General features: G+C 40.8%; 20 protein-coding genes and 1 pseudogene. 15 read left to right on the forward strand and 6 right to left on the reverse strand.

Annotation, left to right across the window (positions count from 1 at the left end):
- The first annotated feature begins 358 nt into the window (after window positions 1-358).
- From rho to ACTHJT_RS09430, 5 genes are all read left to right on the forward strand, one after another.
- Window positions 359-2,041: a transcription termination factor Rho gene (gene rho / locus ACTHJT_RS09410; protein ID WP_440237772.1), complete on the forward strand. Its 1,683-nt coding sequence runs from the start codon at window positions 359-361 to the stop codon at window positions 2,039-2,041.
- Between the two features lie 391 nt (window positions 2,042-2,432).
- Window positions 2,433-3,374 carry a glycosyltransferase family 2 protein gene (locus tag ACTHJT_RS09415; protein ID WP_440237773.1) on the forward strand — a complete coding sequence of 314 codons (942 nt, stop codon included), beginning with the start codon at window positions 2,433-2,435 and terminating at the stop codon, window positions 3,372-3,374.
- Window positions 3,371-5,671: a hypothetical protein gene (locus tag ACTHJT_RS09420; protein ID WP_440237774.1), complete on the forward strand. Its 2,301-nt coding sequence runs from the start codon at window positions 3,371-3,373 to the stop codon at window positions 5,669-5,671. The genes ACTHJT_RS09415 and ACTHJT_RS09420 overlap by 4 nt, the downstream gene beginning before the upstream one ends.
- A 31-nt stretch (window positions 5,672-5,702) precedes the next feature.
- Window positions 5,703-7,850 carry a DNA topoisomerase 3 gene (locus ACTHJT_RS09425; RefSeq protein WP_440237775.1) on the forward strand — a complete coding sequence of 716 codons (2,148 nt, stop codon included), beginning with the start codon at window positions 5,703-5,705 and terminating at the stop codon, window positions 7,848-7,850.
- A 102-nt stretch (window positions 7,851-7,952) separates the two neighbouring features.
- Complete coding sequence (locus ACTHJT_RS09430; protein ID WP_440237776.1) at window positions 7,953-8,666, forward strand: hypothetical protein; 714 nt, start codon at window positions 7,953-7,955, stop codon at window positions 8,664-8,666.
- 53 nt (window positions 8,667-8,719) lie between these two features.
- Here the strand turns inward: ACTHJT_RS09430 and ACTHJT_RS09435 are convergent, their stop codons facing one another.
- Window positions 8,720-9,310, reverse strand: coding sequence for a murein L,D-transpeptidase catalytic domain-containing protein (locus tag ACTHJT_RS09435; RefSeq protein ID WP_440237777.1), 591 nt, complete (start codon window positions 9,308-9,310; stop codon window positions 8,720-8,722).
- Between the two features lie 353 nt (window positions 9,311-9,663).
- Here ACTHJT_RS09435 and ACTHJT_RS09440 point away from each other — a divergent pair, with 353 nt between their 5' ends.
- Together ACTHJT_RS09440 and ACTHJT_RS09445 are read left to right on the forward strand one after the other, a co-directional pair.
- Complete coding sequence (locus ACTHJT_RS09440; protein ID WP_440237778.1) at window positions 9,664-10,917, forward strand: ammonium transporter; 1,254 nt, start codon at window positions 9,664-9,666, stop codon at window positions 10,915-10,917.
- A gap of 12 nt (window positions 10,918-10,929) precedes the next feature.
- Entirely contained in the window at window positions 10,930-11,271 is a 342-nt protein-coding gene (locus ACTHJT_RS09445) for a P-II family nitrogen regulator (RefSeq protein WP_440237779.1), read from the forward strand.
- A gap of 96 nt (window positions 11,272-11,367) precedes the next feature.
- Here the strand turns inward: ACTHJT_RS09445 and ACTHJT_RS09450 are convergent, their stop codons facing one another.
- The 3 genes from ACTHJT_RS09450 to ACTHJT_RS09460 all read right to left on the reverse strand — a co-directional run bounded on the left by ACTHJT_RS09450 (window position 11,368) and on the right by ACTHJT_RS09460 (window position 14,480).
- Entirely contained in the window at window positions 11,368-11,988 is a 621-nt protein-coding gene (locus ACTHJT_RS09450; protein ID WP_440237780.1) for a hypothetical protein, read from the reverse strand.
- A gap of 272 nt (window positions 11,989-12,260) precedes the next feature.
- Window positions 12,261-12,617: a DUF4180 domain-containing protein gene (locus ACTHJT_RS09455; protein WP_440237781.1), complete on the reverse strand. Its 357-nt coding sequence runs from the start codon at window positions 12,615-12,617 to the stop codon at window positions 12,261-12,263.
- A gap of 99 nt (window positions 12,618-12,716) precedes the next feature.
- Window positions 12,717-14,480 carry an AMP-dependent synthetase/ligase gene (locus ACTHJT_RS09460; protein WP_440237782.1) on the reverse strand — a complete coding sequence of 588 codons (1,764 nt, stop codon included), beginning with the start codon at window positions 14,478-14,480 and terminating at the stop codon, window positions 12,717-12,719.
- 129 nt (window positions 14,481-14,609) lie between these two features.
- Here ACTHJT_RS09460 and ACTHJT_RS09465 point away from each other — a divergent pair, with 129 nt between their 5' ends.
- The 8 genes and pseudogenes from ACTHJT_RS09465 to ACTHJT_RS09500 all read left to right on the forward strand — a co-directional run bounded on the left by ACTHJT_RS09465 (window position 14,610) and on the right by ACTHJT_RS09500 (window position 22,584).
- Complete coding sequence (locus tag ACTHJT_RS09465; protein WP_440237783.1) at window positions 14,610-14,969, forward strand: Spx/MgsR family RNA polymerase-binding regulatory protein; 360 nt, start codon at window positions 14,610-14,612, stop codon at window positions 14,967-14,969.
- 91 nt (window positions 14,970-15,060) lie between these two features.
- Window positions 15,061-15,399, forward strand: a complete 339-nt coding sequence (locus ACTHJT_RS09470; protein WP_440237784.1) for a hypothetical protein — start codon at window positions 15,061-15,063, stop codon at window positions 15,397-15,399.
- A 119-nt stretch (window positions 15,400-15,518) separates the two neighbouring features.
- Window positions 15,519-15,959, forward strand: coding sequence for a MarR family winged helix-turn-helix transcriptional regulator (locus tag ACTHJT_RS09475; protein ID WP_440237785.1), 441 nt, complete (start codon window positions 15,519-15,521; stop codon window positions 15,957-15,959).
- Between the two features lie 18 nt (window positions 15,960-15,977).
- Window positions 15,978-18,383: pseudogene (locus ACTHJT_RS09480) on the forward strand (3-hydroxyacyl-CoA dehydrogenase NAD-binding domain-containing protein).
- A 99-nt stretch (window positions 18,384-18,482) separates the two neighbouring features.
- Complete coding sequence (locus tag ACTHJT_RS09485; protein WP_440237786.1) at window positions 18,483-18,833, forward strand: four helix bundle protein; 351 nt, start codon at window positions 18,483-18,485, stop codon at window positions 18,831-18,833.
- Window positions 18,834-18,879: 46 nt separating this feature from the next.
- Complete coding sequence (locus tag ACTHJT_RS09490) at window positions 18,880-20,064, forward strand: acetyl-CoA C-acyltransferase (RefSeq protein ID WP_440237787.1); 1,185 nt, start codon at window positions 18,880-18,882, stop codon at window positions 20,062-20,064.
- Between the two features lie 175 nt (window positions 20,065-20,239).
- Window positions 20,240-22,033: an acyl-CoA dehydrogenase family protein gene (locus ACTHJT_RS09495; RefSeq protein ID WP_440237788.1), complete on the forward strand. Its 1,794-nt coding sequence runs from the start codon at window positions 20,240-20,242 to the stop codon at window positions 22,031-22,033.
- A gap of 245 nt (window positions 22,034-22,278) precedes the next feature.
- Window positions 22,279-22,584 carry a hypothetical protein gene (locus ACTHJT_RS09500; RefSeq protein ID WP_440237789.1) on the forward strand — a complete coding sequence of 102 codons (306 nt, stop codon included), beginning with the start codon at window positions 22,279-22,281 and terminating at the stop codon, window positions 22,582-22,584.
- Window positions 22,585-22,637: 53 nt separating this feature from the next.
- Here the strand turns inward: ACTHJT_RS09500 and ACTHJT_RS09505 are convergent, their stop codons facing one another.
- Complete coding sequence (locus tag ACTHJT_RS09505) at window positions 22,638-23,189, reverse strand: DUF4190 domain-containing protein (protein ID WP_440237790.1); 552 nt, start codon at window positions 23,187-23,189, stop codon at window positions 22,638-22,640.
- A 125-nt stretch (window positions 23,190-23,314) separates the two neighbouring features.
- Window positions 23,315-24,115 carry a metal-dependent hydrolase gene (locus ACTHJT_RS09510; RefSeq protein WP_440237791.1) on the reverse strand — a complete coding sequence of 267 codons (801 nt, stop codon included), beginning with the start codon at window positions 24,113-24,115 and terminating at the stop codon, window positions 23,315-23,317.
- Window positions 24,116-24,258 lie beyond the last annotated feature (143 nt).

The raw sequence follows: 24,258 nt of genomic DNA on the forward strand, positions 1-24,258 counted from the left end.
CTCCAGAACGATCGCTTTATTTTCGCGGATATAATTGATTTGCAACATTTTTGGTCGTATTAACGTATTTTAAGTAACAGAAATGCAAGTTACAAGAAATACGGATTATTAGTAATCTATTTAATTTAATTAAGATTAAAGGTTTTCCTTACTTAAAACTTGACAATGAAGGGAACTTCTCCTATACTTGTAACATCAAAATCGTAAACAGCTACAATTTTCTGCTGCTCGCCTAATTTCAAATACCAATAAGCCATTCTTTTATTGCTTGAATCTCAGGTCTCGCACGCAAACTGTGTACACTACGAAATAAACTCCCCTTTGCACATTAGGATTCAATTACACCGCAAAAACATTTATGTACAACATTGAAGAATTAGATTTAAAGCTATTATCTGAATTAAGAGTAATAGCTGAAAAAATGAATGTTCCCAATTTTAAGAAATTACAAAAAAAAGAACTGGTATATAAAATACTGGATCACCAGGCATTAAACCCAGCCATCGCATCAAGCGTTCGTAAAGAAGTTTCAGCTTCTACTTTTTCAGCACCGGAAACAACAGCAGCATTTTCAGAAGAAGATAACAGCAACCGCAGCAGCATGCGTGCAAAACGTATCAACGTAAAAGCCGCTGAAACTGCAGAAGACAACAACTATATATCAGCACCGGCAGCGGCAGTTCCTGCACCCAAACCAGTTGCATCAACCGGCAGAAGAGAGCGCCAGTCTATTGTACCGGCAGAGGAAGTACCGTTGGAGCGCGCACCAAGAGCGTATTCAGAAGAAAGACCTGCACGCAGCAATTTTGAAGAGCGCCAGCCGCGTTCATATGGTGAAGATCGTGCACCAAGAGAAGAAAGACAATCAGAAGCTCCGGAGCGTCCGATGAGACAAACAGCTTCACAGCAATATTCAGTAAAAGAATTTGATGGCGTTATTGTAAACTCCGGTGTATTGGAAATTATTTCTGAAGGATATGGTTTCTTACGTTCTCCGGATTACAACTTCATGGCCAGCCCTGATGATATCTATGTTTCACCATCTCAGATCAAATTGTTTGGTTTAAAAACAGGTGATACAATTGTTGGTCAGATCCGTCCGCCGAAAGAAGGCGAGAAATATTTCGCTTTATTAAAAGTTGAAACAGTAAACGGAAAAACAACAGAGCAGATCCGTGACCGTATACCGTTTGAATTCTTAACACCGATCTTTCCGCAGGATCGTTTGAACTTATCTACTACGCACAATCAATTGTCTACGCGTATTTTGGACATGTTCGCACCGATTGGTAAAGGCCAGCGTGGTATGATCGTTGCACAGCCGAAAACAGGTAAAACGGTTTTATTAAAAGAAATCGCAAACGCGATTGCTGCTAACCATCCGGAAGTTTACCTGATCATCTTATTGATCGACGAACGTCCGGAAGAAGTTACAGACATTGCCCGCAGCGTTAAAGCAGAAGTAATTTCTTCAACGTTTGATGAGCAGGCAGACCGTCACGTAAAAGTGGCGAGCATGGTGCTTGAAAAAGCAAAACGTATGGTTGAATGCGGTCACGATGTTGTGATCTTATTAGATTCAATCACCCGTTTGGCAAGAGCTTACAACACGGTTGTTCCGTCATCCGGTAAAATACTTTCAGGTGGTGTGGATGCAAACGCATTACACAAACCGAAAAAATTCTTTGGTGCTGCGCGTAATGTAGAGAACGGCGGTTCACTTACAATCATCGCAACGGCATTGATCGAAACAGGTTCTAAAATGGATGAGGTTATCTTTGAAGAATTCAAAGGAACCGGTAACATGGAACTTCAGTTGGATCGTAAGCTGGCGAACAAACGCGTTTACCCTGCGATTGATGTACCGGCTTCCGGTACGCGCCGCGAAGACCTGTTGATCGATAAAGACGCTCTTTCCCGTATCTGGATTCTGCGTAAATACATGTCTGACATGAACTCGATCGAAGCGATGGACTTCCTGATCGACAGAATGTCTAAAACAAAAAATAACGATGAGTTTTTGATTTCCATGAATGGATAATTAAATCTCTTCTTAAATAACTTGAAATGCCTCGTTAATAGCGAGGCATTTTTGTTTGCTAAGTGCCTGACATCCGCGCCAGCGGAGCCGGGACGTTTTTGTTTTGCCCAAGTGGTTGGTAGTTTACGCAAATGAAGATACAATGATATCGTTTTATGCACTTGCGTAAACGTACCGAACCACGGCATATTTCCAGTCGACTGAAAATATGCCGTGGTTCGGTACGTTTAAGTGGCTCAACAATCAAAATAACCACAAGAAATTGTTTCACTTAAACTACCAACCACTTGTACCCACCTGCAGTTTTTTTATGCCCTTGAAAGCCGGTATTTTTTGATTTAAAATAGTACCTTTATCAGTCGGATTTTGATTAAATAGAATTTTACCGTCTATGATTAGTATTGTTGTTTCTGCTTACAACGAAGAAGAAGTTCTTCCGCTCTTTTATAAAGAATTGAAGAATGAATTAAATGCTTTGGAAGAAGAGGTAGAAATTGTTTTTGTAAACGATGGAAGCGTAGACAAGACGATCAATATACTCACCTCCATTGCGGCGAATGACCCAATGGTTAAGGTTGTGAATTTTTCAAGAAATTTCGGCCATGAAGCAGCCATGCTGGCTGGCTTAAATCATGCCGCAGGCGAAGCCATTATCTGCATGGATGCAGACTTGCAACATCCGCCGGCAGAAATTAAAAACATGGTGACTGCCTACAAAGCAGGCGCACAGGTAGTATTGATGGTGCGTGATGAAAGAAAAGACTACAGTTTTATAAAACAAGGCATCACAACCATGTTTTATAAATTCCTGAATAAGTTTTCAGAATACCAGTTTGAAGCAAATGTGTCAGACTTTTTTCTGGTCTCTTCAAAAGTATCAGGTGTGGTCTGCAAGGAGTTTCCTGAATTGAATAAATTCCTGCGGGGTATTATCCAGAACATCGGTTTCGAAAAGAAACGCCTGCATTATATTGCCCCGGCACGTGCCGCAGGGCAGAGCAAATACAGTTTGTATAAACTCATGCTGTTTTCTTTTTCAGCCATTACCACAACCTCACTCGCACCGTTGAGGCTTGGGATCTTTGCCGGCCTCATGTTTGGCGGTTTCGCGACATTGCTGGCCATATATTCTGTATTCATGAAATTCTTTTCCCAGCCATTTTCAGGCTATACAACGATCATTGTATTCTTAAGTTTTTCATTTTCGATTCTGTTTTTCGTGATCGGCATCATCGGCGAATACATTGCGAATGTGTTTAAAGAGGTAAAATCCAGACCGGCGTATATTGTTTCAGAAGTGATCAGCTATAAAAAAGAAGACTCAGCACAATGATGCAGTTTATAAAAAAATATTCTTTGATCTTAACGATCGCATTCTCAACATCGCTGATCTTTCTTTTTTATTCATTCGTTTTTAAAAATCCTGAACGCCTGTTTTTTGCAGACACAGGCGGTGATGGAGCAAAAGAATATTTTTCATCCATCTATCATATTAAATACGATACATCTTATTTTTTCTGTACATCCATGAATTATCCGTATGGTGAAGAACTGAAATTCTTTGGTATACAATCATTGCCGGTTAACGCAATCAAGTTTATTCATGAACATACAGGCCTGCTGAATGAGTTCTCTGTAGTGGCATACATCAATTTATCCATCATTTTATCTTTATTGGTTTCAGCTGTTTTTATTCATCTGATTCTGAAAAAACTGGAATTACCCTGGTGGATGATTGTATTGTTTGCTACACCAATCGCTTTCCTAACTCCGCAGCTGGATAGGTTTAGCGGCCATTACCCACTGGCTATAAATTGTTTTATTCCTATAAGCATGTATCTGCTGATGGTCTTCCATGAAAGAAGAACCATCCGCCTAAGTTTATTGATAGGTGTGTTTCACTTGTACGTATATGAAGTGCACGGATATTTCTTTTTCATGACAGCAACATTGCCGGCAATATATTTTATATATATGTTCTTTAAAGACCGGCTGCGGACAATTGAGAACGGCCTGCATTTTTTCATACAGATTATTCTGCCATTTGTTGTTATCGTCCTGCTTGATATTGTATCGTCGGGCATTAAAGACCGCACAGCATATCCCTGGGGGCATATGGAATACCTGGCAAAACCCGAATCTATTTTTTTGCCGATCTCAAGACCGTATTTTGACGACCTAGCACGTGCGCTTTTTAAGAGCACCGATTACATGTCCATCGAAGGAAGAGCGTTTGTAGGTTACGCAGCGTTACTGGTGATTCTGTCGGTCCTTTTCAGGCTGGTTATATGCAGAGATACAAAACCTTTTACTTCACCTACAGAGAATACACCATTTAATGTGGTATTGCTTGCTTCTGTTCTGTTATTATTGTTTTCAATGGGCTTTCCATTCATCCTCGAGCTGCAGAACCTGGTCCAATATTCCGGCCCGGTCAAACAGTTAAGGGCACTGGGCAGATTCTCCTGGCCGTTTTATTATGCATTAAATATTTTCACCGTTTATTATATATATTATTATTTCAAAACAAAGACTACTGCAGTCATTACTGCCTGTCTGGTTGTTATTCTGGCTGCAGAGGTGATCTATACAAATGGCAGGCAGAAAGAAGAACTGAATAACCGCTGGTCAGATTTAACCTCTTCTGAATACTCAAATAACATTCAGGCTCTTTCGAGGGTGGTTGATGCAAAGCATTATGCAGCCATCCTTCCGTTGCCTTTTTTTAACGTTGGCTCTGAAAATATAAATATAGATGTACGTTGTGAAGGTATCAGTAAAGCATATGCAATGTCTTTGCGTACCGGTCTTCCGCTGATCAGTACTATGTCGAGCCGGCTTTCATTCCGCCAGGCATATGAAATGCAGAAAATATATTTCGAGCCTTATAGAAAAAATAATATCTGGGAACAGATTAAGAACAAGTCAAACAAGCCGGTTTTGCTTATGGTTGAAGACTGCAGCCTGCTATCTGCCGGCGAGCAGGCGCTTATCACCTGCGCCCGGAAAATTGCCCGTGAAGGAACAACAACGTTATATATACTGGACACAGATTGCGGGGATAAGATTGCCGGAAGATTATATGAAGAAAAGATCATAGGCGTAGATACGCTGGCGCTCGCGCCGCTGCATGCAGAGCAGCTTTCTAATGGTTTTTACTACAATGACTTTAAAGCGCCGGGCCGCTTCGGTTATCTGGGTGCAGGTGTTTTTAGTGCAAAAATCAGCAAACGTTTTGTTATAGATACCATAACTGTTCCAAAAACCTGCGAAGGCAAATACATTTTATCTTTCTGGTACTCGGATATTTATTTTGATGTATTACCCAGAACAGACTTATTGGTTGACGGAGTTTCTGAAGCAGAGGCAGAGCACGAAATCGTGAAGTGCGAATTATCCAAACGTGTTAAAATCATTGACGGTCATTGGGCTTTGTATGAAGACACCATTTATATTCCGCAAGGCATACAAAAAATTATTTTATACGGTATTAACAAAGAAATCTCAAAAGGCATCATACAGATTGATGATATACTTCTGCGGCCTGCCGCTCAGCAGGTCTTATTCAGCGATCCGCAAGGAGTCATTATCAATAACCGCAGGTATCTAAAGAACATACAGAATCATTGATTTCAAAAAACCACTGCCATAAGTATACCCTATGAAACTTTGCATTGCCGAAAAGCCCAGTGTTGCCAAAGATATCGCCGAAGTACTCGGCGCTAAGAAGCGCAATGACGGATACTATGAAGGCAATGGGTATCAGGTCACCTGGACCTTCGGACATTTTTGTACACTGAAAGAGCCACATGATTATCTGGACCGCTGGAAGATGTGGCGGCTGGAAGATCTGCCCATGATTCCGCAGAGTTTTGGCATTAAGCTGATTGACAATTCCGGTGTTAAAAAACAATTCAAGGTAATCGAAAAACTGATCCACAGCTGCAGCGAAGTGATTAACTGCGGTGATGCCGGCCAGGAAGGAGAGCTGATTCAGCGTTGGGTATTACTGAAAGCAAAATGCCAGGCACCGGTAAAACGTTTGTGGATCTCTTCGCTCACAACAGAAGCTATTAAAGAAGGTTTTCAGAAATTAAAAGCAGCCGATCAGTACAACAACCTCTATGCAGCCGGCAGCGCCCGCGCCATCGGTGACTGGCTGCTGGGCATGAATGCGACGCGCCTGTTCACCAAAAAATTCGGGCAGGGGAAAATGGTTTTGTCTATCGGGCGCGTACAAACACCTACACTCGCGATGATTGTGGCGCGACAAAAAGAAATTGATGCCTTTGTTTCAGAAGAATACTGGGAACTGAAAACCATATACCGCGAAACAGAATTCACAGCTGCCATTGAGCGATTAAAGTCACTTGACAAAGCAAACAAAGGGCTGGAATATTTAAAGCAGCATCCGTTTGTTGTTACCGCTTTTGAAATCAAAGAAGGCAAGGAAGGTAATCCGAAACTATTTGATTTAACACTGCTGCAGGTTGAAGCAAATAAACGGTTTGGTTATTCAGCCGAAGATACTTTAAAATATGTACAAAGCCTGTACGAGAAAAAGTTTGTTACCTATCCGCGCGTTGATACCACGTATCTTTCAGAAGATCTGTATCCGAAAGTAAAAGGCATTTTAGAAGACCTCACAATTTACAGAAATTTAACGGCACCGGTATTGGCCAAACCCATTCCGAAATCCAAAGCAGTTTTCGACGACAAAAAAGTTACCGACCACCACGCTATTATTCCTACGGGTGTTTCACCTTCACCGGGTTTACATGTAGAAGAGAAGCGGATCTATGATCTGATTGCAAGAAGATTCATTGCTGCATTCTACCCGGAATGTAAAGTATCTAATACAACCGTACTGGGTACTGTAGGTCAGGTGGAATTTAAAGCTACGGGCAAGCAGATCATAGAAGCTGGCTGGAAGGAAGTATATGCCAACGATAAAACGGAAAAAAAAGAAGAAGGTGATGAAGAAAAAATAATGCCGGTTTTCACAGTTGGTGAAAGTGGTCCGCATGCACCGCTGATTCACCAGGGTAAAACAACGCCGCCCAAAGCTTATACCGAAGCGAGTTTGCTGCGTGCCATGGAGACAGCAGGCAAGCAGGTTGAAGACGAAGAGATGCGCGAATTGCTGAAAGATAATGGCATCGGCCGGCCATCAACAAGGGCCAATATTATTGAAACACTCTTCAGACGAAAATACATTGAACGTAGGAAGAAAAATATTTTTGCTACACAGACTGGTATTGACCTTATTGATTGTATACAATACGAATTGCTGAAAAGTGCGGAGCTAACCGGCAACTGGGAACGCAAGCTACGGATGATTGAGAAAGGCGAATATCAGCTCGACACGTTCAAGCAGGAACTGATTGACATGGTAACGGATATTACCAGAGAAGTTAAAAGTAATTCCTTCAAGGCTATTTATGTCGCGCCGGAAAAATCGAAAGGGCCGGCGAAATCAAAAGATGCAGCTTCAAAAGAAAGCAAACCCAAAGAAGCAAAAGAGAAAAAGCCAAAAGAAGACATTGCGATTGATACCTTGAAATGTCCGAAGTGCAAAGAGTATTTATTGAAGCAAGGAAACACAGCGTATGGCTGTTCGAATTTTAATCAGTGCGGATTTAAAATTCCGTTTGTAATATTGGGAAAGAAACTCAGCGACAAAAACATTTTTGATTTGTTAAGCAAAGGCAAGACAGCTAAACTTAAAGGTTTTACCATGCCCGGCACCGAAAAAGAAGTTGAAGGCAAACTCGTGATGGATGGTAGCTTTAATGTTGGGTTGGAGTAAAAATTTGCAAAATATAGTTAAATAAAACCCTCAAATTTTTCAATATAAGTCAAAAATATAAAAATATTTTTATATTTTTGACTTATAAACACATTTCAATCCATGAAAAAATCCTTAAGCTTATTAGCGTACGCAATTATTGTATTTGTAACGATCAGTTCGTGTTCAAAGAAGAAAGATGATCCGGCACCTTCCAATTCCAACACAAATACAAACAACTCAACAAGTAAATATTATTTCAAAGGTACTTTTGGTGGTGCTGCCTACAATCAGGCAAGTGCTGCAAGTACAACTGCCTACAATAATGGAATAGGCGCCAGCTCGGTAGGTAATTATGTTGATTATGCCAACAGTGATGCGTATGTATATGAGTTCTATGAAGGTTCATTTTGGACCAAGTTCAGCTACCAGAATAACCAGTTTACTGAGATCGACGGGCTTGTAATAGAAGTTCATAAATCGTTCAGTTACATTGGTGAAGATTATCCTTCAGAGCAGGACATTAAGAACATTTATGCTGCAGGTACCTATACAAACTTTTCAACAGCAGCAAATTCTGGGAGTTATCCGACTACCCAGGGTTGGGATATAGAATTGACAGATGATAATGGGAAAGTATGGTCGTCTTACAAAGGTACTGCCGATCAAACAGGCAGCTATATCAAAATTGATTCACAGAAGGATGTATATGAAACAGGAGCAAGATTCCTTTCTGCAAAAGGTTCTGTGTCCTGCAAACTATATGATGATAGTGGAAATGTAAAAGTGTTGGAAGGCACGTTTAACCAGCTGTTTTCTGATTATTCAGTAGATTAATTAACAACAGTATTCATAAATAAAAAAGAACGCTTCAAGCAAAGCGTTCTTTTTTATTTATAGATCCACAACAAGGTAGGTTTCGTTTTTTTCTTTAACAATGCATCCAGGTTTGTCATCATGCCGTCGGAAACTACCGGACAGCCAAGACTCCAGCCCATCGACAAATGAAAGGGATAAATTTCCGTTTCAGAAACAGGTGTATATGAATGCAAAACCACAATGCGGTTATAGGCATTTGAATTGGTAGATTCCAAACCGTGTAATTTGTAATGCACATGAATGCCCCATTGGCTGTAAGAACGGATGCCAACTTTATATTTTCCAAGAGAGGTACAATAACTTCCACTTTCATTACTAAACACAGGTGTTGAACCCGTACTGCCTTTGCCCATGCCGTGGCAGCACAAACCTTCATATAAGATTTTCTTATCGGCAAAATCCCAGACAAAAAAGCGATTCTTGCCGGAGTGTATACTCATGTCAACAAAGAAAGCCGTAGCAGTATCATAGCCATTCTTTTTACAGAATTTAAATGCTTCAGCAATTTTGGCGCTGTCTATTTTTTCATAGACAGAAGTTTTTTTGCTGCTGGAACAGGTTGACAGCAATAAAAAACAGAGAGGAATAAAAAGACGTAGCATGAACAGATGAGTTGTGTGAGTGAAACGGAATATTGATTTGTATTCATGCATAATGCGAAATAAAGGAAAAGATACAGTTCCAGGAAAATTTTTATTCGCTTCTATCCGCATACATTGCAGTTAAATTTCCATGCTTATTCGCTGAAATAATCATATAAAATCCATATTAAGGCCAATATATAATGTTGAATGACTAAAAATCATGTGTGTTTTTTCATTTATAGGTTAAAAATCACCCTTATTTTCAATTTTTATATACATTTTCTTTTTAATCACTGAATATTTTAACAGCTTTGCCCCCGAATATATTTAACCGGTATATTCATAACCCTTTATTTTACAATCTTAATCAAATGAACGAAATGACTGAGCTTGCTGCACAGCAAGTTGAGCTCACCCATGCCATAGATACGGTTTGGGTAGCTATTTGTGCCGCGCTGATCTTTCAGATGGAAGGCGGCTTCGCCTTACTGGAATCTGGATTTGTGCGATCTAAAAACTCCATTAGCATTATTGCCAAAGTGATGATCGACATTATGTTCGGCGGTATTGCATTTTATGCCATTGGTTTTGGAATTGCCTATGGCACATCAAACGGCTGGTGGGCCTTTGATATGGGAATTCCTGAAGGCGACATGGGATTAGGCCTCACCGTGTCAAACAAATTATTCTGGTTTATACAAATGGGCTTCGCGATTGCCGCAATCTCTATTGTATCGGGTGCAGTAGCAGAACGGATGAAGATCTGGGCATATGCTTTCTTTGTGTTGTTCTTTTGTGCTGTCATGTATCCGTTGGCAGCAAACTGGGTATGGAACCCGAATGGCTGGCTGATGCAGTTAGGCTTCAATGATTTTGCAGGCTCAGCTGCTGTACATGCTATGGGCGGCTTTGCCGGTCTGGCAGCTGCAATCGTACTTGGTCCACGGATCGGCAAGTACAATGCAGACGGTTCCATCAACCCCATCCCTGGTCACAACTTAACGTTGTCGGCGGTAGGTGCATTCATCCTTTGGTTTGGTTGGTTCGGCTTCAACCCGGGTTCAACATTAGGCGCAGTAGGTAAGTGGGAACTGATTGGCAGCGTAGCAACCAACACATTCCTTTCTTCTGCCATGGGCGGTATTTCTACCATGGTGTACACATTCCTGCGTTACAAACGCATTGATATTACGATGGTAATTAACGGCGTGCTTGCAGGTCTGGTAGCGATCACCGCAGGTTGTAATGTGGTGAGCGCAAACTCCGCGATCATCATTGGTCTGTGCGCAGGTATCCTGATTGATGTGGCCGTTGTAGCAATTGATAAAATGAAAATTGATGATCCCGTGGGTGCTGTCGCGGTACACGGTGTGAATGGTTTCTTCGGTACTGTAGCTGTAGGCTTGTTTGCTACAAAGGGCGGCTTGTTCACGACAGGTGATGCACATTTGTTGGGCGTGCAGACATTAGGTGTTACGGTGATTGCAGTATGTTCTTTTGCGGCAACGTATATCGCGTTTATTGTGCTGAAGAAAACAGCCGGCATCCGTTTGGGTGAGCGCGAAGAGCTTGCAGGTACTGACGCCGTGGAATTTGGTATTGAAGCATACACAACTATCGAATAAAAGACTTTCAGCATGAAAAAGATAGAAGCAATTGTAAAGCCTTCAAAGCTGAAGGCAATACAGGCAGGTTTAATAAAAGTAGGTATTCCATGTATGACCGTTGTACCTGTGAAGGGTGTTGGTCTGCAGCAGGGCTTCCCGGAAATTTATCGTGGAACAGAGAAGTCCATTGTATTATTATCGAAGGTTATGATCATCTGTGTGGTAAGCGATGAGAACCTGGAAAAATGTATTGATGTAATTCTTGAAACAGGTTCTGAAGGTAAAGTAGGAGACGGGAAGATTTTTGTGTATGATGTACTCGATGCGATCCGTATGCGTACGAGAACACGTGGTGATGACGCAATCAGATAGTTAGTGGTTAGTTGTCAGTAGACAGAAATAAATTCAGTGCATATTTCATTACCAAAGCCATCGCTTTTTAGCGATGGCTTTGGTGTTTTTGACGGATCAGCCCTGGTATCCGATGAGGGTATATATAAACTCCCCAACAACGAAAGACATAAGCGTGGAAATTATAGTGGCGATAAGAACGGCGGTATTTGCTTTTGACTGTTTGGTTATTAATCGTACAATGCCATAACATATAAGGGCAATACCTATTATAAAAATTCCAAAAGTTACTTTAAAATAAATCAATTGCAGCGCCCAGAAAATTCCGCCCAATAAACTTGCTAATGCCACACCGAAAAAACATCCCATGATTGTTCTGGAAGTAATTGCTTTATCAGCTTTTTCTTTTTCAAGTTTTGATACTACCTCTTCAATGATGTCTGCTACTTCAGTATAATTTAATACGTCAGATTTTAGTCGGTCCTTAATAAAAATTTTATCAGGGTTTTCAAGATACAGTTTGATCGCCTGTCTTTTTATCCAATATCGTTCAGCACTTTCTTCTTCAGCTCTTTTTTTGCCGGCAAGAAATTTTTCCAAACCACCCTTTTCCTCAATCACAATTTCCAATGCTTCTTTAGCCAGATCAGAATACGTGTCAATATTTTTATATACGTCAAATAATTCTTCATCAGTGAAGGACGTATACCGCTGTATCAATTCATCTTTTGTTACCATTTGATTTAATCTTTTGTTATCAATTTCTTTTTACACCATGGCCTGTGACATACAGACCATGGGACTTTTTCTCGAGTCAGTCTTAGCGAAGCGGTGTCCGCCGCGGCGGAGGTGTGTTTTATTTCGTAGTCTTTGACTGCATATTCATTATTTAAGCCAGCTGATCTAACACCTCTTATGCTGCCGTTATTGATGTTCCTGCTAGTACAGAGAATAATAATGGGGGTTCTAAAATTAATGCGGGTCATCAACAATAGTTGAGTACTCAACTCTTACCTCAACCGCTCCAGGGCCTCTTCCACTGACCCGACAAAATTGATCTGCTTATTCTTATTACTTTCAAAAACAAAATCCCGGAAGCTTTTGCTTTGGTAAGCATCGAAGTTGCCGACGATGGCAAGCCACATGCGGTAGTTAGAAAACTTCTGCAGAACCTCTCCCGCGATTCCGGTCTTCAGATCAAAGAATGCCGAAGTAATATTTTTTTCATGCAGGATAATGGAATCATAGTTTTGGTAATACAGATCTGCCATCAGATTCAACGCGTCATCAATCTTTGAAATGATAATTTCATCAGAAGTGACTTCCGCGATTTTTATGTTGGCAAGATGGTGTGTTTTGATTTGCATTTGATCTTTACACTATTTCTTTCAAAAAAAGAACGGCTCTGACTCTACATCAAAACCGTTCTTTTTAAAACTTATTACTTAAAACATAGAACCTTAAACCTACCTGTCATACATCTTTTCAATCTTTGCATGGCAGTTCTGCATGATGATCTTACGTTTCAGTTTCAGGGTCGGCGTCATTTCACCACTCTCTATTGTAAATGGTTTTGGCATTAAGATGAATTTCTTTATACGCTCGTACTGCGCGAAATTTTCATTCATCTCATCAAATTCTTTCTGGAATTTTTCGATCACCTGCGGATTGGAAACCATCTCTTCATTGGTGGTGTACGGTATGCCCTTGATCTCGCACCAGCTCTTTACATCAGCAAAAGAAGGAACCACAATTGCTGAAGGGAATTTCTCACCTTCACCAATCACCATGATCTGCTCAATGTAGCGCGATTCTTTAAATTTATTTTCAACCAACTGCGGCGCAATGTATTTACCGCCGGAGGTTTTAAACATTTCCTTTTTACGGTCGGTGATCTTTAAGTATTTATTCTCAACAAACTGTCCTATATCTCCCGTATGGAACCAGCCTTCGCTGTCGACAGCTTCAGCCGTTAAATCCGGACGCTTATAATAACCTTTCATGATGTGTGGTCCGCGTGTCAGGATCTCACCATCTTCTGCGATCTTCACTTCTACGCCCGGCAGCAATGGTCCAACGGTGCTGATCCGGTTCTCATCCGGATTGAATCGGTTCACGGCAATTACCGGTGAAGTTTCGGTCAGGCCGTAGCCTTCCATAACCGGAATCCGCGCCGCCCAGAATACCCGCGCCAGTCGTGGTTGCAAAGCCGCACCACCCGATACAATTGTAATAACATTGCCGCCTAAAGCTTCACGCCATTTGCTGAAGATGAGTTTATTGGCAAGCTTTAATTGAATGTTGTAGAAGAAGCCCTGGTTTTTTTGCAGGTCGTATTTCAAGCCAAGCTCAAGTGCCCAGTAAAAAAGAAATTTTTTAATACCAGTAAGTTCAGCGCCTTTTGCAACAATCTTATCATATACTTTTTCAAGCAAACGTGGCACTGTTACAAACATCTGCGGTTTCACTTCTTTCAGGTTTTCACCAACGGTATCTGTACTTTCGGCATAGTAAATAGAAACCCCTTGCGACAAGTACAGGTAACACAGCATCCGCTCATACACGTGGCACAAAGGCAGGAAGCTGAGCGCGCGGTGCCTGTGGTCAACCGGCATTAGCGGAATCGCAGCCAGCACGTTGCTTAATATGTTGTTATGCGTTAACATAACGCCTTTAGGTTTGCCGGTTGTACCGGAAGTATATATTAATGTCAGCAGGTCGCTGTTCAATACATTGGCTTTATAAGAATCCAGCATGGAAGCAGATTCACCAGCTGCAAGCGCGGTAATCTCTTTCCAGTTTTTTGCACCTTTTACATCCTGCAAGGTATATACTGCCGGAGTTGATGTGGAACCCTGCGCAGCTTCGCAGGCTTTGGTATATAAAGCTTCGTCGTAAGCGAAAACCATTTTAACTCCGGCATCATCAAATATATAGCGGTAATCCTCAACGGTCAGTGTCGGATAGATGGGCACGCTTACCGCACCAATCTGTTGCAACCCCAGGTCAATGAAGTTCCACTCCGGACGGTTCGGAGAAATGATCGCAACCTTATCATCCTTTTTCAAACCGGATTTAATAAATCCGATGCTTACCTGATCAATAATTTCCTGTACACGCGCAGAAGAATAAGTAATCCAGGTACCATTCTCCTTGGTTGCCAGAGCATCATCTTTTGGGTATCTGGCAATTTGTTGCGGAATTAAATCGAAGAGACGAGTTGCGGTCATGTAAGTTTCGGATTAGATAATTAACAGTTAATGTATATACGATAATCTGAATTAAAAAGATATAGAACAAAAAAGTGAGTAAAAACTAAACTGAAGTAGTATTTTTGAAGATTATCGTAAAAAAATAAGATGGCACCTATTACTATTTTCGGCATTAAGAATTGTGATACCATGCAAAAGGCATTCCGCTGGCTGGATGAACATAATATCGCGTACGAATTTCATGATTATAAAAAAGCAGGGATTGAGGAATCTGAAGTCAAAAAGTGGTTATCGGATTTAAGCATGGAAGACATCATTAATAAAAAAGGTACAACCTGGAAAAAGTGCACGGATGTTGAAAAGGAATCTGTTTCCAATCAGAAAAATGCCATAGAACTTATTATAAAAAACCCTTCACTGGTTAAGCGTCCACTGGTCCAAAGAGGTGATACTCATTTGATTGGTTTTAAAGAATCAGATTGGGAGATATTTTTTAACATTCGTTAACCTATTTACTTGAAATATTTATATTTTTTATTGGTTACAGTCAAACTTTATTCGGTCATGTACGTTTATGTAAGAAATCGAATAATTTTGTATGGAATCTCAAATTACAGCAGACATAATATATAGCCTTTTCCTGAAATTGAAGGAACAGGGATTAGATGATGCTGAAATTAAAAAAGCCTTGGTTCAGAAGGTTTTAAAAGAACAAAATCTGTTGCAAACGCTGCAAAAGGAATTGCTTTTTGTTCAAAAGGCGAATAAAGTACGGTTGAAAAAGAGATCTATTTTTTATACGTTTTTCAGCGCATTTGCTATTTTCCTTGTTTTGTACCCGTTTTTATCTGAAAAAGTAGCAAACATTGCTTTTTTAACTTTGGCTTTTGTATTTACAGGTTTTCTGATCGTAAAATTACGCTCCCTTTATTTGTAATTCCTGCTGTTTAACGGGACATTTTCTGTTCAATTTCCTGTTGCATAATTTTTATATAGAACAGCAATATTTTATTATGAAAGCATAACAAAATATTGAATTTTTCCGTAAGATACAGTATGAAACCTAAAGAGACCGTTTGCTTCAACATTAAATATTCATGGCATGCTATTTCCAGAATGTATAATGAACGTGCGTCGAAATACGGCACTACCGCTGCCGTTGGTTTTATTTTATTAAACATTGACCCGGAAAAAGGAACGGCTGCTACGCAGATTGGTCCTGCTTTGGGAATGGAAGCGACAAGCCTTTCACGTGTATTTAACAGCATGGAAAAAGAAGGTTTGATTGAGCGCAGAAATGACAGCAGTGATAAAAGAAAAGTCACCATTGTGCTGACTAAACTTGGCAAGGAGAAAAGAAAAATAGCTAAAGAGTTTGTGTTGGATTTCAACAACCGGATCCGGAACCAGATTCCTGAATCAAAGCTGAATACGTTCTTCGACGTGTTGCACGAAATCCAATCGATTATAGAAAATAAAAATACATCGCTAACCTAATAACCTTCATTTAAAATAATGAGCCATCGAAAAATCCGCAAAGTTGCAGTATTAGGTTCCGGCGTAATGGGGTCTCGCATTGCATGTCATTTTGCAAACATCGGTCTGGAAGTATTGCTTCTGGATATCGTACCGAAAGAACCGAATGATGCTGAAAAAGCAAAAGGTTTGACACTTGAGAGTAAAGCTGTTCGCAATCGCATTGTGAACGATGCTTTGCAGGCTTCTTTAAAATCGAATCCTGCACCGTTGTACGACGCTGCGTTCGCATCACGCATCGCTACAGGTAATTTTGAAGACAACATGAAAGACATTGCTTCTTTCGACTGGGTCGTGGAAGCAGTTGTTTAAAATTTAGATATTAAGAAAAAGGTTTACGAACAGGTTGAATCTTTCCGTAAGCCTGGCACGCTCATTACATCAAATACTTCGGGTATCCCGATGCACCTGATGTCTGAAGGCAGGAGCGAAGACTTTCAAAAACATTTCTGCGGCGTACATTTCTTTAACCCGCCGCGCTACATGCGTTTACTGGAAATCATTCCCGGACCGAAAACAAGTTCAGAGGTAATTGATTTCTTAATGCTTTACGGCGATCTGTATTTAGGAAAAACCACTGTACTTTGTAAAGACACGCCGGGCTTCATTGCCAACCGCATTGGTATCTATGGCATCATGGAATCGTTACATACCATTGTCGAGCTTGGTTTGACGGTTGAAGAAGTAGATAAATTAACGGGTCCGGTTATTGGCCGTCCGAAATCTGCAACCTTCCGTACCCTTGATGTGGTAGGTATTGATACGGTGATCAAAGTTGCAAATGGCCTGGCGGTTGGTGCTCCGAATGATGAAGCAAAAGACATGTTTGTTCTGCCTGAGATTTTGAAAAAAATTGATGAGAACAAATGGTATGGCGATAAATCGCAGCAAGGTTTTTATAAGAAAACGAAAAATGATGCCGGTCAGACAGAAATTCTTTCACTGAACCTGAATTCATTATTATACGGACAGCAGCAGAAAGTAAAATTCGCTGCGCTTGAGCAAACAAAAGCGATCGAAGATCTGAAACCACGCTTCTCTGTTTTAATTAAATCACAGGATAAAGCAGGTCAGTTCTATAGAAGAACATTCCTTGGCCTGTTCAAATATGTTTCAAACCGCATCCCTGAAATTTCTGACGAGTTATATCGTATCGATGATGCCATGCGTACCGGTTTTGGCTGGGAACTTGGTCCGTTTGAAACGTGGGATGCTGTTGGCGTAGCCAAGGCTGTGAAGATGATGGAGGAAGATGGCCGCAAGCCTGCAGCAGGGGTATATGAAATGCTTGAAGCAGGAAATGCCAGCTTTTACAAATCAGAAAACGGAAAACGTTTGTACTATGACATTCCAAGCAAGTCGTACAAGGTAATTCCTGGAACAGAATCGTTTATTATTTTAGACACGCTGCGTGCAAATAAACCTGTATTCAAAAATGCCGGCGCAACACTGCACGACATTGGCGATGGAATTGTAAACCTTGAGTTCCATACAAAAATGAATACGCTGGGCGGCGAGGTTGTAGATGCAATCAACCGTTCCATTGGTATTGCAGAGAAAGATTTCCGTGGTATTGTGATCGGTAATGATGGCGCAAACTTCTCTGCCGGTGCAAACCTCGCATTGGTATTGATGTATGCGATCGAGCAGGAGTATGATGAAATTGATTTCATGATCCGTGCGTTCCAGAATACGATGATGCGTGCGCGTTACTCATCGATTCCGGTAGTAGTAGCGCCGCACAACTTAACGCTTGGTGGCGGCTGCGAAATGACTTTGCATGCCGATCACGTACAGGCCTTTGCTGAAAGCTATATCGGTTTGGTAGAATTTGGTGTTGGCCTGATCCCTGCCGGCGGCGGTACAAAAGAATTCACGCTTCGTGTGAGTGATTCATTCGAAGATGGCGATATCCAGGTAAACAACCTGAAGAATATGTACATGCATATTGCAACTGCAAAAGTTGCAACTTCTGCGGAAGAAGCAAGAAGCATGGGTATCCTTCGTAAGAACGATGGCATTACACTGAACAGGAGCCGCTTGATCGCAGACGCAAAAGCTGCAGCAATCAGTCTGGCAGAAGCCGGTTATACGCAGCCGAAGCAGCGCAAGGATATTAAAGTTCTTGGCCAGTCTGCTTTAGGTATGTTCTATGCAGGCGCGAATTCAATGGTATCGGGCAAATATATGTCAGAGCACGACCGTAAGATCTCTGAAAAGCTTGCATACATCATGTGCGGTGGCGACTTGTCTGCACCGACATTGGTATCTGAGCAGTATCTGTTAGACCTTGAACGCGAAGCGTTCCTTTCCTTAACAGGGGAGAAAAAGACTCTTGAGCGTATCCAGAGCATCTTAACGAGCGGCAGGCCGTTGAGGAACTAATAGTATAAAGTACTAAGTACAGAGTACGGAGTACAAAAAAGAAGATTTAGTTTTCGGGGGATTACTAAACTAGATTCGAAATAATACTTTCTAACAGCAATGCATAAGTATAAAGAATTAAAAGTGTGGCAAAAGTCCATGAATATTACTGCAGAAATATATAAAGTAACAGAAGAGCTTCCTGAAAAGGAAAAGTTTAATCTGACTTCGCAAATTCGGAGATCTGCAGTTTCCATTCCTTCAAATATTGCGGAAGGTGCTGGACGTAATTCAAAAAAAGACTTTTCACATTTCTTAAGCGTTGCTCTTGGATCTTCATTCGAACTGGAAACACAAGTAATACTAACTGAAAAATTAAATTATTTAACTAAAGATCAAATTGAACAATTATTAAGTCAGCTTATAGAGGTACAAAGTATGATTTTAGGATTAAAAAAATCGTTAGAATAAATACTCTGTACTCTGTACTCCGTACTTAGTACTAACTTATACAAACATGAAATCACAAGAAGTATATATAGTAGCAGCTTATAGAAGTGCAGTGGGTAAAGCGCCACGAGGACTGTTCCGTTTTTATCGTGCAGATGATCTGGGTGCAGATGTTGTCAAACATTTGGTTGCTTCTGTTCCTGCATTGGATAAAGAACGCATCGATGATGTAATTGTTGGTAACGCTACACCTGAAGCAGAACAAGGCTTGAACATTGGTAGAATGATCTCCCTGATGGGGCTGGATACTGTAAAAGTTCCGGGTATGACGGTGAACCGTTATTGTTCTTCCGGGCTGGAAACCATTGCGATTGCGGATGCGAAAATTCGTGCCGGTTATGCAGACTGCATCATTGCAGGTGGTGTTGAAACGATGAGTCCGATCCCGTTCGGTGGCTGGAAAACCGTACCGAACTATCAGTTAACAAAAACACATGCGGATTACTACTGGGGAATGGGCTTAACAGCTGAAGCAGTAGCTGCCCAATACAATGTTTCCAGAGAAGATCAGGATTTATTTTCATACAACTCGCATCAGAAAGCGGTAGCGGCCATTAAAAACGGTCACTTACAGGACGGTATCGTTCCTATCACGATCAAGGAAACATACCTGGATGAAAAAGAGAAAAAGAAAACCAGAGAATACCAGGTAACAATGGATGAAGGCCCGCGTGCAGACACAAGCATTCCGGCCTTGGCGAAACTTCGTCCGGTATTTGCAAACGGTGGTTCGGTAACAGCCGGCAACTCTTCTCAAACCTCAGACGGTGCAGCGTTTGTATTGCTGATGTCTGAAAAGATGGTAAAAGAATTGAACCTGAAACCAATTGCCCGTTTAGTATCATACGCAGTTGCAGGCGTTGAACCTCGCATCATGGGTATTGGTCCGGTGGAAGCAATTCCGAAGGCATTGAAACTTGCAGATTTAAAACAGGACGATATCAATTTAATTGAATTGAACGAAGCATTCGCTGCACAGTCATTAGCCGTTATCCGTACGCTTGGCCTGGATGAATCCAGGATCAACGTAAACGGTGGCGCTATTGCCTTAGGTCACCCGCTTGGTTGCACCGGCGCTAAATTATCTGTACAGATCTTCAATGAACTGAAACGTACCAACCAGAAATACGGCATGGTTACCATGTGCGTAGGTTCCGGACAAGGGGCAGCAGGGATCTTTGAAATGCTATAAGAAGTATGGAGTACTAAGTACAGAGTACGGAGTACAAAAAAGCAACAAGTAAAACTTCGTTTTTAATTTTGAATGGAGCTAACCAAAAAGAAAATAGATTAAAACCATTATATACTTAGTACTCTGTACTCCGTACTAAACCAATAAAAATTAAAACTCAAAACACACCAACAATATGTCAACTTCATCTACATCAACAGACAAGCGCTTTAAAGGAGGCGAGTACATCATTCGCGAACAGGAAGCATCAAGCATCTTTATCCCTGAACAATTTGATGAAGAGCAACGCATGATGGCTGATATGGCCAGGGATTTTTTAGCTACGGAAGTACATCCGATCCTGGATCGTATTGATGCGCAGGAACCAGGCCTAATGGAAAAGCTGCTGGAGAAAGCCGGAGAACTTGGCTTGCTGGCAACATCCATTCCTGAAAAATATGAAGGCTTCGGAAAAGATTTCAATACTTCTCTCTTATTAACAGAAATTGTTGGGGCAGGACACTCGTTTGCTGTAGCACTGGCGGCACATACAGGTATCGGTACCTTGCCGATTTTATATTTCGGCACAGAAGAACAAAAGAAAAAATATTTACCAAAGCTTGCCAGCGGTGAGTGGAAAGCCAGTTATTGCTTAACAGAACCAGGCTCCGGTTCGGATGCATTGGCTGCTAAAACCAAAGCAGTACTTTCTGCTGACGGCAGTCATTATATTCTGAACGGACAAAAGATGTGGATCACAAACGCAGGTTTTGCTGATACATTCATTGTGTTCGCGCAGATCGAAGGTGATAAATTCACAGGCTTTATTGTTGAGAAAGGCGAAGGCGTTTCTCTTGGTAACGAAGAGCACAAAATGGGTATCAAAGGTTCTTCCACCCGCCAGGTATTCTTCAATGACTGCAAAGTGCCGAAAGAAAATATCCTGGGTGAAATCGGTAAAGGACACTTGATCGCATTCAACATCTTAAACATCGGCCGTATCAAGCTTGCTGCCGCAGCTTTGGGTGGCTCAACACGTGTGAGTACGCTTTCCATTCAATATGCCAAAGAGCGTATCCAGTTCAAACAACCGATTGCAAACTTTGGTGCGATTCAATATAAATTGGCTGAACAGGCAATCAGAATATATACCGTTCAGTCTGCGATGTACCGTGCCGGACAAGGTATCAACGAAGCGGAAGAGGAACTGGTAAAACAAGGCAAGACCTACGAAGAAGCATTATTGGCAGCTGCGCAGGAATATGCGATCGAATGTGCGATGTTGAAAGTAGCAGGTTCTGAAACGTTGGATTACGTAAGTGATGAAGGTGTACAGATCTTAGGTGGTTATGGTTTCTCTGCCGATTATCCGATGGATCGTTCATACAGAGATTCCCGTATCAACCGGATCTTCGAAGGTACGAACGAGATCAACCGTATGCTTACGATGGACATGTTCCTGAAGAAAGCGATGAAAGGTGAACTTGATTTGATGGGCCCTGCGATGGCGGTTCAGAAAGAGTTGATGGCGATTCCTGATTTCGGTTCAGAAGATGAGGGTTTATTTGCGGAAGAAAAGAAAGCGATCCGGAACATGAAGAAAGCATTGCTGATGATTGCCGGTGCAGCCGCACAGAAGTATATGGATAAGCTTGCTACAGAGCAGGAGATTTTAATGAACATGGCAGACATCGCAATAGATATTTATGTAGCAGAATCTACACTGCTTCGTACAGAGAAATTAATTTCTATGAAAGGCGAAGCTGCTGTTCAAGGCCAGATCGATATGACGAAGGTAAACGTGTTTGATGCTGCTGACCGTATTAATATTGCCGGTAAAAACGCAATCAACTCCATGGCAGATGGCGACATGCAACGCATGATGCTGATGGGTTTGAAACGTTTCACAAAAGTGGCACCGTTAAATACAAAAGATGCACGCAGAAGAATCGCTGCTCAGCTGATCGAAGCGAATCAGTATTGTTTCTAAGATTGAATCATAAAACGGAAAATAAAAAAGAAGGAGCATAAGGCTCCTTTTTTATTTTCCGTCATGGTTGGTAACGTTCCTCTTTCTTAACCACGGCGAGTGTCGACTAAGTTACAGTCAAAGACAAAAACTATGCGCACTATTCAAAATTTCTTCAGTATTACTACTAATTTCCTTCAGCATTCCTACCAATTTTCTACAGCATTTTTTTGTTATTTAGTAGTATAATTTAAAGCAAGAGAATTATGAAAACGCAAAAAAGTATCAAAAAAATTACCGCAGCATTTGTTGCCGTTTCAATGATGTTTATTGTTTTCGGCTCACAGGCCGCAAGTCTGTCTATTCAAAATCACAAGAAGAATCACACAGAAGAATTTCACAAAGCGCTTGAAGAAAAAGGCTATACGCATATGACTCAATTCAGCGTAAGCAAGAGTGATATACACCAGTCAAGATACTTTGTAAATTTTGTGAATGATGGAAAAATATACGATGCGTATTTTACAGCAAAAGGAGAGTTGATTGAAGTATATGAAGTGGCACAGATGTAAACAAAATAAAACGTGTGGCTCATATGTGCCACACGTTTTATTTTGTTATTTTTTTAAACGGATGCGAATAAAATAATAAGGATCACTGCTGAAATACATATTGCCCATATAGCAGTACCTTTACCTCTCAGTTCGTCTTTGCGACGACTGATTTTTGCAAGACTTATTATTCCTAAAACCAAACCTGCTACAGCAAAAATTCCCAGTACAAGTCCACACAAGCTAAAGATTAATGCCAAAGTAGATAAGCGATCCTTACGTTTTTGCACATACGCATTAACGTTGTTTTGTTCGGCAGTTATAATCTCTTCCTTCCCGTTGGCATAACGTATTTTGTGAACCGTACTTTTATTTACAACAATAGTTGCACCTTCTGAATAATCACACATTTTATATGAAATCGTTGTCGGACTATTTTCAATAATCTTACAATATTCAAGCTTACCGGACTTGAAGAAAATAATATCACAAGGAGGTAAAACAGTATCCTGAACAGCAGGAGGCATTGCTCTGTCAGATAAGGAATCGGTGATCCCTGATTGCAGCGGAGTAACAGCTGCGCTATCTTCGGAAAAAATCAATACAGGCGCAGATTTACTTTTCATTAAAGGGTTGTCTTCACCACGAATGATGTCCGGATAAATAATTGAAAGGAGCAGTAATAAAATTATTGAGAAATATCGCATTATTTATAGGGGATATTATTATAGATCTAAACGTTAACTATAGGTTAAAAGTATAAAGGGATTTTATTATCAAGCCTGACCATCCTGAAATAAAGATTTTTCCCTAATCTTTTGTACTGGTCAATTTTTGACGACCGTTCGTAATAGGTATAACGAACCGTATTGCCCGAATATGCATAACTGATCGAACGATGTGTGACAAAATAAAAGCAGAATCCAACACAGCAGATATATAAGCCTGCAGATAGTTTTAAATAATCGGTTGAATAAAATTTTTTATTAAGTAGGATTAATAAAACAAAGAAGATCGTAGAAATGGCCAGACTTAAAAACACATCGTAATTATTCCACCACCATGTGGTGCCATAACCGCCTATATAAACATGAAAAGGAAAAAACAACCTTATGCCACCCCATACAGCACCTGGTGTTGGCAGGTCGCCAAGCAAATGTGATACGTATGCAAAAGAACATACCGCAAATACAATCTTTGTTTGCCGCGTGTTTATATAATCTTTGAGAGATAAACTTTTGAAGAAGCTCTTACGGACAACTATGAAGATTAAAGCGAAAAGAAATGCTGCAAACAGGGAGTGGAAAAAACCGTGGTGTGAATACCAGAATTTACCGAAATAGATATCAGATCCTGAATGGGATAAATGAAGCCATTTACCGATGGTGCGATCGAACCTGCTCCATAAACTAATTGCATCTATATCCGGGAAAGCACCTGCAAATCCGCCCAGCAATACAAGAAGTAGCTTATCCTTTGTGGAAGATCTGCTAAATCCCGCTATAAAGCCTGCAGTAGTGGTTCCTGATAAGGTGTGAATAAGAATATCCATTAAGTATGAGTTAATGCAAACGTTAAATTACGTATATTTATGGTATTAATATAGAGTTATAATAATGGAAATTAGCGGAAAAATCATCGCATTACTTCCTGGTCAATCCGGTCAGCTTGCTTGTTGGTCATGGGAAAACCACA

This window comes from Cytophaga sp. (assembly GCF_051961495.1).
In the GTDB taxonomy this organism is placed as follows: domain Bacteria; phylum Bacteroidota; class Bacteroidia; order Cytophagales; family Cytophagaceae; genus Cytophaga.

Bases quoted from the DNA above. Each gene is read 5' to 3' on its own strand.
- rho (WP_440237772.1), top strand. From the start codon at position 359: ATGTACAACATTGAAGAATTAGATTTAAAGCTATTATCTGAATTAAGA.
- ACTHJT_RS09415 (WP_440237773.1), top strand. From the start codon at position 2,433: ATGATTAGTATTGTTGTTTCTGCTTACAACGAAGAAGAAGTTCTTCCG.
- ACTHJT_RS09420 (WP_440237774.1), top strand. From the start codon at position 3,371: ATGATGCAGTTTATAAAAAAATATTCTTTGATCTTAACGATCGCATTC.
- ACTHJT_RS09425 (WP_440237775.1), top strand. From the start codon at position 5,703: ATGAAACTTTGCATTGCCGAAAAGCCCAGTGTTGCCAAAGATATCGCC.
- ACTHJT_RS09430 (WP_440237776.1), top strand. From the start codon at position 7,953: ATGAAAAAATCCTTAAGCTTATTAGCGTACGCAATTATTGTATTTGTA.
- ACTHJT_RS09435 (WP_440237777.1), bottom strand. From the start codon at position 9,310: ATGCTACGTCTTTTTATTCCTCTCTGTTTTTTATTGCTGTCAACCTGT.
- ACTHJT_RS09440 (WP_440237778.1), top strand. From the start codon at position 9,664: ATGAACGAAATGACTGAGCTTGCTGCACAGCAAGTTGAGCTCACCCAT.
- ACTHJT_RS09445 (WP_440237779.1), top strand. From the start codon at position 10,930: ATGAAAAAGATAGAAGCAATTGTAAAGCCTTCAAAGCTGAAGGCAATA.
- ACTHJT_RS09450 (WP_440237780.1), bottom strand. From the start codon at position 11,988: ATGGTAACAAAAGATGAATTGATACAGCGGTATACGTCCTTCACTGAT.
- ACTHJT_RS09455 (WP_440237781.1), bottom strand. From the start codon at position 12,617: ATGCAAATCAAAACACACCATCTTGCCAACATAAAAATCGCGGAAGTC.
- ACTHJT_RS09460 (WP_440237782.1), bottom strand. From the start codon at position 14,480: ATGACCGCAACTCGTCTCTTCGATTTAATTCCGCAACAAATTGCCAGA.
- ACTHJT_RS09465 (WP_440237783.1), top strand. From the start codon at position 14,610: ATGGCACCTATTACTATTTTCGGCATTAAGAATTGTGATACCATGCAA.
- ACTHJT_RS09470 (WP_440237784.1), top strand. From the start codon at position 15,061: ATGGAATCTCAAATTACAGCAGACATAATATATAGCCTTTTCCTGAAA.
- ACTHJT_RS09475 (WP_440237785.1), top strand. From the start codon at position 15,519: ATGAAACCTAAAGAGACCGTTTGCTTCAACATTAAATATTCATGGCAT.
- ACTHJT_RS09485 (WP_440237786.1), top strand. From the start codon at position 18,483: ATGCATAAGTATAAAGAATTAAAAGTGTGGCAAAAGTCCATGAATATT.
- ACTHJT_RS09490 (WP_440237787.1), top strand. From the start codon at position 18,880: ATGAAATCACAAGAAGTATATATAGTAGCAGCTTATAGAAGTGCAGTG.
- ACTHJT_RS09495 (WP_440237788.1), top strand. From the start codon at position 20,240: ATGTCAACTTCATCTACATCAACAGACAAGCGCTTTAAAGGAGGCGAG.
- ACTHJT_RS09500 (WP_440237789.1), top strand. From the start codon at position 22,279: ATGAAAACGCAAAAAAGTATCAAAAAAATTACCGCAGCATTTGTTGCC.
- ACTHJT_RS09505 (WP_440237790.1), bottom strand. From the start codon at position 23,189: ATGAAAAGTAAATCTGCGCCTGTATTGATTTTTTCCGAAGATAGCGCA.
- ACTHJT_RS09510 (WP_440237791.1), bottom strand. From the start codon at position 24,115: ATGGATATTCTTATTCACACCTTATCAGGAACCACTACTGCAGGCTTT.